General features: G+C 61.8%; 15 protein-coding genes. 8 read left to right on the forward strand and 7 right to left on the reverse strand.

Annotated elements, in window-relative coordinates; translation table 11 throughout:
• Positions 1 to 22: 22 nt before the first annotated feature.
• The gene (gene mshA, locus WMP97_RS10315; RefSeq protein ID WP_340432163.1) at positions 23 to 1,288 is read right to left on the reverse strand and encodes a D-inositol-3-phosphate glycosyltransferase; all 1,266 of its coding nucleotides are present in this window, start codon (positions 1,286 to 1,288) and stop codon (positions 23 to 25) included.
• 66 nt (positions 1,289 to 1,354) lie between these two features.
• Here mshA and WMP97_RS10320 point away from each other — a divergent pair, with 66 nt between their 5' ends.
• From WMP97_RS10320 to WMP97_RS10335, 4 genes are all read left to right on the forward strand, one after another.
• Positions 1,355 to 3,070, forward strand: coding sequence for a long-chain-fatty-acid--CoA ligase (locus tag WMP97_RS10320; protein ID WP_340432162.1), 1,716 nt, complete (start codon positions 1,355 to 1,357; stop codon positions 3,068 to 3,070).
• A gap of 1 nt (position 3,071) precedes the next feature.
• Positions 3,072 to 3,557 (forward strand): methylated-DNA--[protein]-cysteine S-methyltransferase, encoded by a 486-nt coding sequence (locus WMP97_RS10325; RefSeq protein WP_340432161.1) that lies wholly within the window; start codon positions 3,072 to 3,074, stop codon positions 3,555 to 3,557.
• 70 nt (positions 3,558 to 3,627) lie between these two features.
• A complete protein-coding gene (locus WMP97_RS10330; RefSeq protein ID WP_023020465.1) occupies positions 3,628 to 5,337 on the forward strand; it encodes a long-chain-fatty-acid--CoA ligase in 1,710 nt (569 codons plus the stop codon).
• 11 nt (positions 5,338 to 5,348) lie between these two features.
• Positions 5,349 to 6,878 (forward strand): AMP-binding protein, encoded by a 1,530-nt coding sequence (locus WMP97_RS10335; RefSeq protein ID WP_340440456.1) that lies wholly within the window; start codon positions 5,349 to 5,351, stop codon positions 6,876 to 6,878.
• Here the strand turns inward: WMP97_RS10335 and WMP97_RS10340 are convergent.
• Positions 6,875 to 8,131, reverse strand: coding sequence for a YihY/virulence factor BrkB family protein (locus tag WMP97_RS10340; RefSeq protein WP_239204769.1), 1,257 nt, complete (start codon positions 8,129 to 8,131; stop codon positions 6,875 to 6,877). The genes WMP97_RS10335 and WMP97_RS10340 overlap by 4 nt on opposite strands.
• A 71-nt stretch (positions 8,132 to 8,202) precedes the next feature.
• Between WMP97_RS10340 and WMP97_RS10345 the strand changes: the two genes are divergently transcribed.
• Positions 8,203 to 8,679, forward strand: a complete 477-nt coding sequence (locus tag WMP97_RS10345) for an S-ribosylhomocysteine lyase (protein WP_340432159.1) — start codon at positions 8,203 to 8,205, stop codon at positions 8,677 to 8,679.
• Positions 8,680 to 8,822: 143 nt separating this feature from the next.
• Here the strand turns inward: WMP97_RS10345 and WMP97_RS10350 are convergent, their stop codons facing one another.
• Complete coding sequence (locus tag WMP97_RS10350; protein WP_340440457.1) at positions 8,823 to 9,929, reverse strand: UDP-N-acetylmuramate dehydrogenase; 1,107 nt, start codon at positions 9,927 to 9,929, stop codon at positions 8,823 to 8,825.
• 24 nt (positions 9,930 to 9,953) lie between these two features.
• Between WMP97_RS10350 and WMP97_RS10355 the strand changes: the two genes are divergently transcribed.
• The 3 genes from WMP97_RS10355 to WMP97_RS10365 all read left to right on the forward strand — a co-directional run bounded on the left by WMP97_RS10355 (position 9,954) and on the right by WMP97_RS10365 (position 12,239).
• Complete coding sequence (locus WMP97_RS10355) at positions 9,954 to 10,445, forward strand: DUF2505 domain-containing protein (RefSeq protein ID WP_005327201.1); 492 nt, start codon at positions 9,954 to 9,956, stop codon at positions 10,443 to 10,445.
• A 20-nt stretch (positions 10,446 to 10,465) separates the two neighbouring features.
• Positions 10,466 to 11,278, forward strand: a complete 813-nt coding sequence (locus WMP97_RS10360) for a class I SAM-dependent methyltransferase (protein WP_308767053.1) — start codon at positions 10,466 to 10,468, stop codon at positions 11,276 to 11,278.
• Positions 11,279 to 11,387: 109 nt separating this feature from the next.
• Positions 11,388 to 12,239 carry an LmeA family phospholipid-binding protein gene (locus WMP97_RS10365; RefSeq protein WP_340432157.1) on the forward strand — a complete coding sequence of 284 codons (852 nt, stop codon included), beginning with the start codon at positions 11,388 to 11,390 and terminating at the stop codon, positions 12,237 to 12,239.
• On the opposite strand, the gene WMP97_RS10370 is transcribed toward WMP97_RS10365, so the two are convergent.
• The 4 genes from WMP97_RS10370 to WMP97_RS10385 are packed head-to-tail and all read right to left on the reverse strand — an operon-like array spanning position 12,236 to position 14,844.
• A complete protein-coding gene (locus WMP97_RS10370; RefSeq protein ID WP_023020457.1) occupies positions 12,236 to 12,739 on the reverse strand; it encodes a hypothetical protein in 504 nt (167 codons plus the stop codon). The two genes, WMP97_RS10365 and WMP97_RS10370, sit on opposite strands and share 4 nt — an antisense overlap.
• Positions 12,739 to 13,029 carry a DUF2516 family protein gene (locus tag WMP97_RS10375; RefSeq protein WP_340440458.1) on the reverse strand — a complete coding sequence of 97 codons (291 nt, stop codon included), beginning with the start codon at positions 13,027 to 13,029 and terminating at the stop codon, positions 12,739 to 12,741. Before WMP97_RS10375 ends, WMP97_RS10370 begins: the two co-directional genes overlap by 1 nt.
• Positions 13,030 to 13,034: 5 nt before the next feature.
• On the reverse strand, positions 13,035 to 13,472 hold the full coding sequence (locus WMP97_RS10380; protein ID WP_316327937.1) for a CGLAU_01105 family protein: 438 nt from the start codon (positions 13,470 to 13,472) through the stop codon (positions 13,035 to 13,037).
• Positions 13,473 to 13,491: 19 nt separating this feature from the next.
• Positions 13,492 to 14,844: a DUF445 domain-containing protein gene (locus tag WMP97_RS10385; protein ID WP_340432156.1), complete on the reverse strand. Its 1,353-nt coding sequence runs from the start codon at positions 14,842 to 14,844 to the stop codon at positions 13,492 to 13,494.
• Positions 14,845 to 14,900: the final 56 nt, after the last annotated feature.

Genomic DNA, 14,900 nt, shown 5'->3' on the forward strand with positions numbered 1-14,900 from the left:
AATAGCTTCCGGCGTAGGAGGTTTAATCTCCACTTGCCCGCCGTTGATGGCAGTCTGGAACCTCGATATGGCTGGCCTCGTCATAGATTTCCGCGAGCGCTGCGGCGGAGCTGGCCCAGCTAAAACGCGCGGCGTGGGCGACGGCGGCTTCGCCCATGGCGATGCGCATGGGGTCGTCGTCAAGCAGGCGGGCCAAGGCATCAGCCCAATCCTCCGGATCGTGCGAGTGCACCAGCAAGCCAGTTTCCCCGTCAGCCACGGCAATGGGCAGCCCGCCGACGGCGGCAGCAACCACCGGCGTGCCAGAGGCTTGGGCCTCCAGAGACACCAGGCCGAAGGACTCGTTATAGCTGGGCACCGCCACAATATCAGCCGCGCGGTAGACCCCCACCAGTTCCTCCGGCGGGCGGGCGCCCAAAAAGCGCACCCGCTTATCGACGCCCAACTCACGCGCCAACTCCCTATATGCCTCCGGCGCTGTATTGGCCCCCGACGGGCCACCGCAGATAACCACCCGCAGGTTGCGGGCCGGCTCGCGGCGGAAGAGCTCGGCCGTGGCGCGGATGAGTACCTCCGGGCCTTTGAATTTTTGTAAGCGGCCGACAAAGGCCACCACCTTGGTGTGCAGCGGAATGCCCAACTCGCGGCGGGAGCGCTCGGTATTGCGGTCCGTGCCAGGGGTAAAAAGCTCTACGTCGGCGCCGGGCGAGACCACGCGAATATTGGCTCTCTCGGCATCATAATGTTCGGCCAAGTCGCGGGCTTCTTGCTCGGTATTGACCACCAGCAAGTCCGCGTTATCCACCAATTGCTGTTCGCAGATGCGGCGGGCTTCGGACTCCAAGGTGTCATCCGCCGTCCGCGAGGCGTTTTTCACCGCGGCCAAGGTATGCGCTGTGTGAATAAGCGGGATACCCCAGAGATCCCGCAACAGCCAGCCCACCTGGCCAGAAAGCCAGTAGTGGGAGTGAATAAGGTCATATTTTTTACCCTGCCATTTGGCAAATTGCACCATGCCGCCGGCGAAAGCGGCCAGCTGGGTAGGGAGATCCTCTTTATCTAGCCCCTCGTACGGGCCCGCGACGATATTGATAACGCGCAGGCTAGGCTCAACCGCAATGATTTCGCCTTGGCTGGGCCGGGTGGCGCGGGTATAGACGTCTACCTCGATTCCCCGGCGGGCCAATTGGCGGGCAATATTGAGGACGTAGACGTTCATTCCACCCGCATCCCCTGAGCCAGGCTGCTCGATAGGGGATGTATGCATAGAAATCATGGCGATGCGCATGGCGCTCCATTCTAGCGGCGCTATACTGGCCCCTGCCAGAAACCTACGCTACCGAAAGGTCACGTTTTGTCCGCATACGAATCACAGGCTTGGCTCCAGTATTACCCGGAATGGACACCGCACCACCTTGAGTACGGCGATACCACGCTGCTGGATATCTACGACAACAATCTTGAGGTCAACGCCGATAAACCAGCCACCTACTTCTTCGGACGCACCCAAACGTATGCTGAGCTAGACCGCCAGGTTCGCGCAGCGGCCGCGGGCCTGAAGGCCTTCGGCGTGCGGCCAGGTGACCGCGTAGCGATCGTCGCGCCCAACTCGCCGCAGTACATCGCAGCGTTTTATGCCATTCTGAAGCTCGGTGCGCAGGTGGTACTGCATAACCCGCTCTACACCGCCCATGAGTTGGAAGGACTCTTCCAAGATCACGGCGCGCGCATCGCCATCGCTTGGGACAAGGCCGCGCCCACGCTGGAGAAGCTGCGGGCAACCACCAATCTGGAAACGGTCGTGTCCATCAACATGATCAACGCCATGCCCACCCTGCAGCGCGCCGCTTTGCGCCTGCCTATTCCGCCGCTCAAGTCCAAGCGCGAGCAGCTATCTTCCCCGGCGCCAAATACCGTGCCGTGGGAAACTTTGGTGGGCAACGCAATCGGTGGCGACGGCAGCGATATCACCACGCCGGAAGACGTGGACAAGGACACCATCGCGCTCATCATGTACACCTCTGGTACCACCGGCGCCCCGAAGGGGGCCATGCTCTCCCATGGAAACCTGTTTTCCAACCTCCTGCAGGGCAAGGCGTGGGTACCGGGCTTGGGCGATAAGCCCGAGCGCATGCTCGCCGCCCTCCCCTTCTTCCATGCTTATGGCCTGACCATGAACGTGACCCTGGCGCAGTTTATCGGCGGCGAGCTGGTTATCCTGCCTAAGCCAGATATGTCGCTCATTATGCAGCTGATGAAAAAGCACACCCCGACCTGGGTGCCGGGTGTGCCGACGCTCTACGAGCGAATCGTCAAAGCCGCCGACGAGCAGCAGATTCCTATCAAGGGCGTGCGCGCAGCCTTCTCCGGGGCTTCTACCTTGCCTTCGGACACGGTCAAGAAGTGGGAGAACTATACCGGTGGCCTCTTAGTGGAAGGCTATGGCCTGACCGAATGCTCGCCCATCATCGTGGGCAACCCTATGAGCACCGACCGCCGCCCTGGTTACGTCGGCATCCCCTTCCCGGATACCGAGGTGCGCATCGCCAACCCAGATAACCTCGATGAAACCCAGCCCGATGGCACCGAAGGCGAAGTTTTGGCGCGGGGACCACAGATTTTCAAGGGGTACCTCAATAACGAGGAGGCCACCGAGGCCGCATTCCACGGCGAGTGGTTCCGCACCGGTGACATGGGCGTCATGGAAGAAGATGGCTTCATCCGCCTGGTTAGCCGCATCAAGGAGATCATCATCACCGGCGGCTTCAACGTATATCCGGGCGAGGTGGAAGAAATCTTGCGCGAGCACCCGAGCATTGATGACGTCGCCGTGGTAGGCCGACCGCGCGAAGATGGCTCCGAGGACGTCGTGGCCTGCCTCGACCTCGCCGATGGCGCCGCCCTGGACCCGGAGGGACTCAAGGACTACTGCCGCGAGCGCCTGACCCGCTACAAGGTCCCGCGCACCTTCTACCACTTTGAGGAGCTGGCCAAGGACCAGATGGGCAAGATCCGCCGCCGCGAGGTCCAGGCAGACCTCATCCGCCGCCTCGAGACCGAAAAGAACTAGCATGTTCCGCCTAATCGATAGCCCCCTCGGACCCCTGCGTTTGCAGGCGAGCCCGCGGGGGGTTTCCCGCGTCGAATTCACCGCGGCCAGCACCCTGCAGGAAGCGGTGGGCGGTGTAGAGGAAGGGGGCATCGAAAAGCGCAGCGCGGACGTGCTCGACGCCGCCCAGGCACAGCTCGCGGAGTATTTCGCCGGCCAGCGCCGCGCCTTCGAGCTGCCCCTCGACCCGCCTGCGACGACCGACTTTAGCGCCGCAGTGCATGCGCAACTGGCCGAGATTGGCTATGGGGAGACGGTCACCTACCGCGACGTCGCCAAGCTGCTGGGCCGGCCCGGCGCGACGCGGGCCGTGGGCAGTGCGTGCGGTGCCAATCCCCTGCTCATCGTGCGGCCATGCCACCGGGTGCTGCGCAGCGACGGCGGGCTCGGCGGCTATGCGGGCGGTCTGGAAGCCAAACGTTTTTTGCTGACACTGGAAGAAAACTAGAGGGCTTCTTCACGTTTTCTCTATACTGATTTTTTAAAACTAATTATTTACCCAAACGAAAGGTTTTTGCGTGTCCGCTTCCACCTCCCGAGCTTGGCTCGATCACTACAGCGAATGGACCCCTCACACGCTGGACTACGGTAATAAAACCATCGTCGACTATTACCGCGATAACCTGCGGGTCAACGCCAATAAACCCGCCACCTATTTCTTCGGCCGCACGCAGACCTACGCGGAGCTCGACGCCCAAGTGCGCGCCGCCGCGGCCGGGCTCAAGGCTTTTGGTATTCGCCCAGGCGACAAGGTGGCCATCGTGCTGCCCAACTGCCCTCAGCACGTCGCGGCCTTCTATGCGGTGCAGCTACTTGGTGCCACCGTGGTCGAGCACAACCCACTTTATACCGCCCACGAATTGGAAGGCCTTTTCCGAGATCATGGTGCCCGCGTAGCAATCTCTTGGGATAAAACCGCCTCCACGCTGGAAAAGCTGCGCTCGACTACCCCGCTAGAGACCATCGTCTCCGTCAACATGGTCGATGCCATGCCACCACTCAAGCGCCTCGCGCTCCGCCTGCCTATCCCACCGCTAGCTGCTAAACGCGAGCAGCTCACCGAGCATGCACCAAACACAGTAGCGTGGTCTACCCTGATCGGCTCAGCTATTGGCGGCGACGGCAGCGCCCTAGAAATGCCACGCATCAGCCAGGCTGACGTCGCGCTCATCCTTTACACTTCCGGCACCACCGGAAAACCCAAAGGCGGAATGCTCTCGCACGGTAATCTCATAGCTAATTGCGTCCAAGGCCAAGCTTGGGTTCCAGAAATGGGAAAGCACAAAGAGCGCTTCCTCGCCGCATTACCGATGTTTCACGCCTACGGCATGACCACACTGTGCATTTTTAGCGTGTACATGGGCGCCGAGCTTATCTTGCTTCCTTCCCCACAAATGCCGCTCATCCTGGACATCGTGAAAAAGCGCACGCCTACCTGGCTGCCAGGGGTTCCCACCCTCTATCAGAAGATCATGGACGCAGCCGAAGACAAAGACGTGGACTTAAGCGGCATCCGCAACGCTTTTTCCGGTGCCGCTACACTGCCCGTAGAAATCGTGGAACGGTGGGAGTCCATGACCGGCGGACGACTCGTAGAAGGCTTTGGCATGACCGAGTGCTCCCCCGTGTTAATTGGCAACCCAATGAACGGAAAGAATCGCCCTGGCTATGTGGGGCTCCCATTCCCAGATGCCGAGGTACGCATTGCCAATCCGAAGAATCTGGATGAAACCCAGCCTGATGGCCAGCCAGGCGAGTTGCTCGCGCGTGGTCCGCAAATTTTCCAAGGCTATTTTGGCAACCAAGAAGCAACAGAGGAGTCCTTCCATAACGGCTGGTTCCGCACCGGAGACATGGCAGTCATGGAAGAAGACGGCTGGGTCCGCCTAGTCAGCCGCATTAAGGAAATCATCATCACCGGCGGCTTCAACGTCTACCCCGCAGAGGTAGAAGAGGCAATTGCAGAGCACCCCGACGTGGTGGATGTCGCCGCCGTGGGCCGCCCGCGCCAGGATGGCTCCGAGGATGTCGTCGGCTGCGTTACCCTGCGCGATGGTGCCGTGCTCGATCCCGAGGGCTTGAAGGAATTCTGCCGCGAGCGCCTCACCCGCTATAAGGTGCCGCGCACCTTCTATCACTTCGAAGATCTAGCGCGCGACCACCTGGGCAAAATCCGCCGCCACCAGGTGCGCAAGGACCTACTCGAGCTGTTGGAGGCAAAGGCCTAAACTTATCGGCTATGGCAGAAATTCACTATGGCGCTACCTTGACGGATTTCCTCGCGGCGGCCGTCGCGAGGTTTCCGCAGCGCCCCGCCACCTACTTCGCCGGCCAGACACTGACCTATGGCGAGCTCGATGCCCAGGTGGCAGCCGCGGCTGGGGCCCTGCGCGAGATGGGCGTGCAGCCCGGCGACCGCGTGGCGCTCCTGCTGCCCAATTGCCCGCAGCATGTAGTGGCATTCTTCGCCATCCTGCGCGTGGGCGCGGTGGTGGTGGAGCATAACCCGCGCTATACCGCGCACGAGCTCACTCCGCTGCTCGCCCACCATGGCGCCCGCGTGGCTATCGCCTGGGAGGACATCGCCCCCACCGTCTCCGCGCAGGTAGAGACCACCATCTCCGTCTCCCTTAGCGCACCGCTTCCGCTAAACGGCACCCCCGTGGAGGCGCACCCAGCCACGCTTGCCGACGCCGCCCTTATCCTCTACACCTCCGGCACCACCGCCCGCCCCAAGGGCGTGGTCTTAACCCACGGCAACCTCGCTGCCAACTGCTTGCAGCTAGAAACCCAGGCCCCGCTGCGCCGCGGTAATGAGCGCTTCCTGGCCGCGTTGCCCATGTTCCATTCCTATGGCCTGACGATGAGCGTGCTGCTTGCGGTGCGCTGCGCGGCCGAGATTATCCTGCTTGCCGCTCCACACACCGACGCAGTGACGGAAGCGCTTGCCACCCGCCGCCCCACCTGGATGCCGGGCGTGCCGACCATCTACGAGCGCGCCATGAACTACGCTGCCACTGCCGCTGATTCCGAGTCTCCCTCGGATCTCGGCGGGGTGCGCTATTCCATCTCGGGCGCGGCCTCGCTGCCCTCGCGCATCATCGACCCGTGGGAGGCACGCACCGGTGGCATGTTGGTGGAAGGTTATGGGCTTACAGAAACCTCTCCTGTGCTGATCATCAATCCCCTTGATGACACCCGGCGCGCCGGCACCATCGGCCTGCCTTTGCCGGACACACAGCTGCGCATCGGCGATCCTGCCGATCTCAGCCGTACCCAACCGGATGGCGTGGCCGGCGAGATCCTCGCCCGCGGCCCGCAGGTTTTTGGCGGTTACCTTGCCGACGCCCCCGCTACCGCAGCCGCCTTCCATGAAGGTTGGTTCCGCACCGGAGACATGGGCGTGCGCGAGCCCGATGGCCATATCCGGTTGGTGGGCCGCATTAAAGAAATCATCATTACCGGCGGATTCAATGTTTATCCCGGGGAGGTGGAGGAGGCTTTAACATCCCACCCCGATATCGCCCAAGCCGCCGTCGTAGGCACTCCCCGCTCCGATGGTTCTGAGGACGTCGCTGCCTGCGTGGTCCTGTCTCCTGGTGTCCGGCTCGACGAAGCCGCCTTGCGCGAGCACTGCCGCGGGCTGCTGGCGCGTTATAAGGTACCGCAAAGATTCTTTGCCATGGATAAGCTTGCCGGTGATCAGCTAGGCAAGCTGCGCCGCCGCGATGTCCGGCGCGATCTCCTTGCCCGCCTTCACCGCGACTAGTCTGCGTCGTTTTCTGCTTTGCGCACCGCTTGTTTGTAGATGCGCTCGGACCGCTCTTCCAGGTCATGTTGGGCACGGGCTTGGGATTTGGCGGCGGCATCGGAACGCGGCGGGGCCTGAATATGCCGCGCGGCGTGCAGACCCAGTTGCAATTCTTTGGCGCGCAAGACCTCCGCATCGATTTTGATGCCCAAAATGAGCATCGTATTAGATAGCCACACGGCCATGAATACGGCCATGATGAGGCTGAAGGCTCCGTAGACGCTGGCCCCAGCAAAGCGCTGGGTATACAGCGCGAAGGCTCCCCACACCACGACATTGGTGCTAAGCGCCACCACGGAACCGAGAGTTATCCAGCGGAAGCGCGCCGGCCGCACATTCGGGGAAAAGTGGTACAGGATGGCAATCAACGTCAGCACAACCACCACGGTGAGTGGGAAGCGCAGCCAATTCCACACCGGCATAAAGATGCCGCCCAAAAAGTCCGCGGTGCCTTGCATCTCTAGCTTGCCAGCCAGCGGTTCGACCACACCGCTGACAATGGTATCGCGCAGCAGGTTAGCAAAAAGCACGATAACCGCGCCGATGACCAGGACGATAGTAAGCCCCCACATGAGTGCCCAGGTGCGGATAATCCCGCGGCCCTCTACCCGCCCGTAGACGGTATTGGCGGTGCGCGAGAAGGCACGCACATAGGCCGAGGCGGCAAAAAGAGAAACCAGTACGGATACCACCAGCGCGAAGGTGCCCTGGGCTGTGGAGCCAATGATGGAGCCCACGAGGTGCTCGGCCTGCTCCGTCATCGAACTCGGCACGTAATCCGCAATGAACTGCGAGGTTAATTCATGTACCTCGGCGCGCCGAGAGGAAAAGATGAGCGTGGCTATCGAATAGGCCGCGAGCACCGTAGGAGCAAAGGCCATGAGCGTGAAATACGTCATCGTGGCGGCGCGATCCATCAAGGCATCGTGGAAGAAGTCCGCCCACACGCGGCGGAGCACCAGCCCCCAGCTTTCCTTGCGCAAGCGGTTACCGCGGGCCAGCGGGTCCACATTTTCGGTGTGGCCTTCGATCTTGACCACGGTGGGCGCGGTACTCGGCACGATTTTATCCGCGCCCTCATAGACGGATTCTCTTACCGGAGTGGCTGAAGCGCTCGGCCGTGCAGTGGCGGACGGGTCGCCAGCAGACAGATCGTCGGCCGCCATGTTCGCGGCGCCAGGAACCTCGGCGGAATCGTCCAGTGTGCTCATATTATCCCAGCGTATGCGGTAAAGAATCTATTTCAGGAAGTGACACTCAGCTGTGATTACACTGGAGAAGCATGACTGAACAGAATGATAAGAAGCTCAACGTGAAGTCCTTCGAACTCGACCACCGCCTCGTCAGCGCACCGTATATTCGCGTGGCCGACCGCACGGATTTGGGTGGCGGCGTCGAAATCATTAAGTACGACTTGCGCTTCTGCCAGCCTAATCAGGATCACCTTGATACCAAGGCGCTGCATTCGGTAGAGCACATGATGGCCAACTTCATGCGCAATTACACCGATAAGCTCATCGGTTTTGCCCCAATGGGCTGCCGTACCGGCTCCTACGCCATCACTAATGGCATGGAACAAGACGAGCTGCTGCGCGCGGTAGAAGGCGCGCTCAACGATATTCTTAACGCCACCGAGGTACCCGCGGCCAACGAAGAGCAGTGCGGTTGGGGTGCGCACCACAGCCTGGAGGGTGCGCAGGAGGCGGCCCGCGCATTCTTGGGTGCTAAGGATGAGTGGCTTCAGGTCATGGCGGTCTAATCCAGAAACCTTCGCGGCGCGACAAACGCGACAGGCGCCACGCCCGCAAAGCGGCCACGATAGACCCGAAAACCGTGTGGTTTAGGGTGCTATCGTGGCCGCTTTATAGGTTTTAGGCCCCGGTGTGAAGGGACAACCTCGCGCTACTCGTCGAGGGCGAGGCCAATCCAGACGGGTTCGGGCACGAGCTCCACGCCGAAAGCATCGCGGACGCCATCGCGGATGGTGCGGGCAAGGTCCACGATATCGGCGGCCGTAGCCTCGCCGCGGTTGGTAAGCGCCAGCGTGTGCTTTGTCGAAAGCGTAGCCCGGCCAGAGCCTGGGTAGCCCTTGGCAAACCCGGCGCGATCGATGAGCCAGGCCGCGGAAAGCTTTTCCCGGTCGGCCTCGGAGGAGGGGTGGCGAGGCATGGAGTCTGCGGTGGCGTCGCCAAGCGAGGCACGAACCTTGGCCTGCACGGCGTCAGCAAGAGCGGAGTCCACCACCGGGTTGGTGAAGAAGGAGCCGGCAGACCAGGTGTCATGATCGGTGGGGTCGAGCACCATGCCCTTGCCGCGGCGCAGCTTTAAGACCTCCTCGCGGACCTCGGCCACGGGGCGGCGCTCGCCCGGGTTCTGAGTAAGTTGGCCAAAGCGCAACGGGCGGGATAGGCCATCGTTGTTGAGTTGGAGTTCTACCTCGAGCACGACGGCGCGGCCGGTGAATTTCAGGTTGGAATAGCGATAGGCCAGCTCCAGATCGGAGGCAGGGACCCACTCATCGGTATCGGTGCGGCGATTATAAAGGCGCACGCGGGTAAGCACCTCGGAGATTTCCGCGCCATAAGCACCCACGTTTTGCACCGGAACCGCGCCCACCGTGCCGGGGATGCCGGACAGGCACTCGATGCCACCCAGGCCAAGCTGAACGGAGCGAGCCACCACATCATCCCAGTTGGCACCCGCCTGCGCGTGCACCAGACCGGATTCGGGGTCCATGGACACCTCATCAGAGTCGAGGATGACGGCGACGACATTCACGGAGCCATCGGCCACCAAGAGGTTGGAGCCGCCGCCAACGACTATGAACTTCACCGCAGCGCGATCCAGGGCGCGGACAACGGACACTGCGGCATCCGGCTGCGAGCAGCGCAGTGCGGCCTGCGGTTTTCCACCCACACGCAGCGTAGTCAGATCCGCGAAGGTGGTGGTGGAGTCCAGTTCCACGCCGTCGATCGCTGTGAGCTGTTGCGTCAAAGATTTATCAAGCACGCCTACCAAGGTAGTCTGTTAAGCATGTCAACCCGTAGTGAAAACACCGTAACCATCAATCAGCCCATCGAAAAGGTGCACAAGGCGCTGCTCACCAAGGAATACTGGGAGTACATCGTGGCCAACCTCTCCCCTGAGGCGGGTCAGGTGCATGACTTCAGCGATAACGTTGCTACCCTTTTCGAGGTTCTGCCGACCACCCTGCTGCCAGAGGCAGTGCGCGCCATGGTTTCCCAGGACCTCAAGGTCAAGCGCGTGGTCACCGTAGGCGAGCTCAACGGTGAAGCCGCTGATGTTAACTACACCGCAGATGTCAAGGGCACCCCGGTGGACTTCAAGGGCGATATCTCCCTGGCTGGCGAGGGCGAGATGACCAAGCTGTCCTATGTCAACGAGATTTCCGTAAATATCCCGATGATGGGCGCCGCCATCGAGCCGAAGGTGGGCGAATCCCTGGCTGAGCTCTTCGATAACGAAGGAAAGCTCACCGAGCAGTGGATTTCTGAGAACGCCTAAGTTCTACAGCACCGAAATCTATGGCCGACCACGCACATAATCTGCGCGCTAGCGCAGCTGCGGGTCGGCCTTTTGGCGTTATTACCCGCGGCACCACCAATCACAATCGCCTGCGCCGCTGCGATAGATGGATGCTCGCGCACCCGGAGATTTCCACGCTGCTGCGGCACGTGGAAAAGCCGCTCGCGCTCGACGTAGGCTACGGGGCCTCGCACGCCACCACCGTGGAATGGGCAGGGTGGCTGCGCCGGGCGAATCCGCAGGTAGACGTCCGCGGGCTCGAAATCCACCCGGACCGGGTCCTGCCACCGCGCGACGGCGTGCGCTTCGAGCTTGGCGGCTTTGAACTGGCCGGCTACCGGCCACAGCTGGTGCGCGCATTCAATGTGCTACGCCAATACGACGTGGACCAGGTCCAGGAGGCCTGGCAGACGGTGTGTTCTCGGCTTGCCCCCGGTGGCTTCTTTGTGGAAGGCACCTGCGATGAGCTGGGCCGGCGCGCGGCCTGGTTGCTGCTGGATGCCCACGGCCCACGGACTCTCACCCTGGCGTGGGACCCGTTCGATGTGGCGCGGCCCTCAGACATCGCCGAGCGCCTGCCCAAAATCCTCATTCACCGCAACGTTCCCGGCGAGCCCATCCACGAGCTGCTTAAGGCCGCCGACGAGGCCTGGGACCACGCGGCGGGGTGGGCGCCCTACGGCCCGCGCGTGCGTTGGCGCATGGCACGAGCCGCGCTTGCCGACGCCCCCTTTACTATCCACCCCATCCGCCGGCGCCTGCGCGATAATGTGCTGACCGTGGACTGGGAGTCCGTCGCGCCACGGGACTAACCGCGCCGCGCGGTGATGACAGCTGGGGCAGCTGTGAAGTGCCTAGCAATGTGCCCGAGAACTCCCGCAAACTTTGCTCCGCGCCGTCTCATGCGCCACACTGGTACGCATGGCTTCGAAGAAATCGGCAGGTTCACTCGCCTGGAAAATCATCATTGGCATCCTCGTAGCACTACTCGTGCTCATCCTCTTGGCCGAATTCGGCCTGCGCTGGTTCATTGGTCACCAGATGACCTCGCAATTTAACCAGGCTGCCGAAGAAGAAGGTATCCAGGTCAAAGAAGATCCCTCCGTCAGCTTTGGCGGCAGCCCACTGCTCGTAGGGCTGTTTAAGGGCTCCATTTCTCAGATGGATATGACCACGCCGTCCACCCTGCAAATCGACGGCACTGATATCAAGGGCCAACCTGCCTCAGAGATCCACGTAGAAGATATGAGCACCGACCAGGAGAATCCGGTGGCCGGCAAGCTGCGCGCTTCTACCACCGTGCCGGATGACTACCTGCTGGCGTCTTTCCAGAAGGGCATTTCCGAGCAGGCCGGCAGCGAGAAGGTGGGCAATATGGTGGTTACGGAGATCACCGCCAATGAGCAAGACCACGTGCTGGACGTGAAGTTTGCCGGCGGCCTTGCCAACCTCTCGCTAGAGCCCACCGCCCACGATGGCAAGCTCGATATCCGCGCCACCGAGGCCTCCATCTTTGGCCTCGAGCTGCCGGATCAGGCCACCGAAGCCATCTCCTCCGCCCTGCAAAATGGCATGTCGGATCAGTTCGTGGGTTCTGACATGAACGTCGATTCCGTAGAGGTGCTCGATGGCGAGCTCAAGCTCACCATCACCGGCACCGATGTTCCGATGAAGGACATGGATAAGTTCGCCGGCGGTGGTGACTCCGCGGGCCAGGGCGGCGCCACGGGCAATGGCGCGCCGCAGCAGGACGCGCAGGAGAAAGCCGCCTAAACCGCGGGAGCGGGAAACTCGAGGACCGGAAGTGTGGCAGCGGCCAACTCCGGTCCTTTTTTCTTGCCTTCTTCACCGGCCGCGGATTCCGCGTAATCCGCGGCCTTGCGGCTGCGCACAATGAGGCGCTGGTAGCCGGCTTGATGGGCGGCTTTAAGGGTGGCGTCGGCAAGCGGGGCGTCTGGCACAATGAGGCCCAAGCGGGCCGGATCCGGGCAGGCCTCGCGGATGGCAATGAGCTCGGAGAGCACAGCATTGGCATCCGTTAAGGTCTCATCGAGGCTGACCCATACCTCGCTGGCGCCCGATTGGATGGCCAGGCGCGCCTCGGAGGCCTTGATAAGAGTGTGGTGGCGGCCGGTAGGATACCCCGCGACAGAAATAATATCGGCCGCACCTGCGCCTGCGGCAAGGGAAACATGGTGCGGGGAGACAAGGACGGTGTTATCGGCGGCGCGCTCCTTGACCGTCGCGGCCGGGGCGTCAAGCAAATTAAGCATTAGTAGCTGTAGTCGCCGTTGATAATGGCCTTGAGCTGCGGGCGCACATCAAACCAGTACACGCCGGTAATGACCGCGCCGATCCAAGACAGTAAAGGCATGCCGGTGGCCATCGCTACCGCCGAGCCCGCCAGCAGGCCTACCCACACCCACTTACCTTGACGGTCGCCGGCTCGGAAGGCATCCTCGCGCGTGGTGGCAGCGAGGATCGCGCCGATGATGGCGGTCAGGGCGAGGACCTGGAAGAGGTAGCTGTCTAGATGCAAGGCAAGATCATAAAGAAAATACATGTAGTTTAATTCTGTGGATCGTCAGTCTCGATTACTTCGCCATCGATAATATTATCGCCCTGCGAAGGAGCCGAATCCTGGCCAGGGCGTGCCGCATTCTTCTTTTCCGCGCGGCGGGCCTGAGCGGAATTATAGGCATCCATGACACCCTCGCGGGTCTCGTTATAGGCGGTGGAGAACTTGCCCTTAGCGGCGTCGAAAGCAGCGGACTCACGGGTGCCATCGGCGGCCTTCTTCACAGTGGCACCGAGCTCCTTCGCGGTGGCAGTGGCCTTATCCACCAAGCCCTCCTTGCCGGAGGCGCCATAGGGGCTTTTGGCCTCGGCGCCATGAGCGTGCTGGGCGCGCTCCTCCTGCAGGCGACCGCCGAAGTCCTTGGCTACGTCAAAGGCAGCGCTGCCAGCATCCTTCAGGGAATCAAAAATCTTCTTATTATCGCTCATTGTTCATTACTCCTTTTTTCTAAGCGCCAAAGATAAGGTGATTGACCGCGAATATCACCAATCCTGCCAGGGAACCGACGACGGTGCCGTTCAAACGAATAAATTGCAGGTCCTTGCCCACCATGAGCTCGATATTTTGGGAGGCTTCCTCCGCATCCCAGCGCTTGATGGTCTCGGGGATAATCGCAATGATTTCCGGGGCGAATTTCTCCACGGCGTAGCGCGCGGCCTTGTCCACCAGGGCATTGGCCTGGGCTAAAAATTCGGAGTCCTCGAGCAGGCGGTGCGCCAGCTCCTTGACCTTGGCCGTAATTTTTTGGCGCAGGAAGGACTCCGAGTCATTGAGCTGGTCAATGAGCGTGGTGGAGACCGTACGCCACATGGCGGCTGGCGCCTGCTGTGCTTGGTCAGAGGCGAGCATCTCCTGCTTGATGCCCTCGATGCGCCCGCGCATGTCCTCGTCCCACTGCAGATCGGAGGCAAGCTTGGACAAGTTGCGGCGAATGGCCAGGCGGGCCTCGTGGTTGCCATTGCGGCGGACCTCATCGGCGAATTCTACGAGCTCAGTATAGACCTTCTCCCCCACCATCTCGCGGGCAAAGCGCGGCGCCCAGCCGGGCATGCGCTCATCGATGGCGGTGACCACGGTGGACTCCATGCTGAGAATCTTGCCGTGTGCCCAGTCGATGAGGTCATCCTCCAAGGGGCGTGCCTTGCCATCTGCAATATAGCCCTCCAGCAACCTGCCCAGCGGCGGGCCCCATTCCGGCTCGGCTAGGCGGTCCATGACCTGGGTGCGAATAAACTGCTCCGCCTCTTCCGCATCCAAATCCGACACCACGCTGGCCGCACGCTCACCAATCCACGCGGAGACCTCCTCCGCCTTGCCGGGCTTTACCCCCTGGCGCGCCAGCCACAAGGGCAGCTCCGCCTCGCGCACCTTGGCGCTCAGCGCATCCGCGGTGAGGAAGTTTTCCTCCACAAAGTCACTCAGGGCATCGCCCACTCGGTCCTTATTATTCGGAATCAGCGCGGTGTGGGGAATGGGCAGTCCCAAGGGTCGGCGAAAGAGCGCAGTCACCGCAAACCAGTCCGCAAGGCCACCCACCATGCCGGCTTCGGCCGCTGCACGCACGTAGCCCACCCACACAGGTGCCCCGCTTTCCGACGCCTGCCACCACGAACATCCCAAAAAGATCACCGCCGCACCAATCAGGAACGACAGCGCAATCGCCTTCCACCGCCGCAAGTCCGCCCGCCGGGCCTCCTGGTTACCAGCCTGCGGCACGGGAGCAGCACCCGACGATGCCAACTCCGGTGCCGACGCCGATGCGGCTGCCGATTCGAGGCCTTCGTCCGCGCGGTGGGTCATGAGTTCTCCTTGGGGTTGTGAAGGTGCTTTCGAGCTTCATTCTCTAACACTAGTGC

It is taken from the genome of Corynebacterium sp. KPL4072, assembly GCF_037908395.1.
GTDB lineage: Bacteria > Actinomycetota > Actinomycetes > Mycobacteriales > Mycobacteriaceae > Corynebacterium > Corynebacterium kefirresidentii.

Bases quoted from the DNA above. Each gene is read 5' to 3' on its own strand.
- mshA (WP_340432163.1), bottom strand. From the start codon at position 1,288: ATGCGCATCGCCATGATTTCTATGCATACATCCCCTATCGAGCAGCCT.
- WMP97_RS10325 (WP_340432161.1), top strand. From the start codon at position 3,072: ATGTTCCGCCTAATCGATAGCCCCCTCGGACCCCTGCGTTTGCAGGCG.
- WMP97_RS10335 (WP_340440456.1), top strand. From the start codon at position 5,349: ATGGCAGAAATTCACTATGGCGCTACCTTGACGGATTTCCTCGCGGCG.
- WMP97_RS10340 (WP_239204769.1), bottom strand. From the start codon at position 8,131: ATGAGCACACTGGACGATTCCGCCGAGGTTCCTGGCGCCGCGAACATG.
- WMP97_RS10345 (WP_340432159.1), top strand. From the start codon at position 8,203: ATGACTGAACAGAATGATAAGAAGCTCAACGTGAAGTCCTTCGAACTC.
- WMP97_RS10355 (WP_005327201.1), top strand. From the start codon at position 9,954: ATGTCAACCCGTAGTGAAAACACCGTAACCATCAATCAGCCCATCGAA.
- WMP97_RS10360 (WP_308767053.1), top strand. From the start codon at position 10,466: ATGGCCGACCACGCACATAATCTGCGCGCTAGCGCAGCTGCGGGTCGG.
- WMP97_RS10365 (WP_340432157.1), top strand. From the start codon at position 11,388: ATGGCTTCGAAGAAATCGGCAGGTTCACTCGCCTGGAAAATCATCATT.
- WMP97_RS10370 (WP_023020457.1), bottom strand. From the start codon at position 12,739: ATGCTTAATTTGCTTGACGCCCCGGCCGCGACGGTCAAGGAGCGCGCC.
- WMP97_RS10375 (WP_340440458.1), bottom strand. From the start codon at position 13,029: ATGTATTTTCTTTATGATCTTGCCTTGCATCTAGACAGCTACCTCTTC.
- WMP97_RS10380 (WP_316327937.1), bottom strand. From the start codon at position 13,472: ATGAGCGATAATAAGAAGATTTTTGATTCCCTGAAGGATGCTGGCAGC.
- WMP97_RS10385 (WP_340432156.1), bottom strand. From the start codon at position 14,844: ATGACCCACCGCGCGGACGAAGGCCTCGAATCGGCAGCCGCATCGGCG.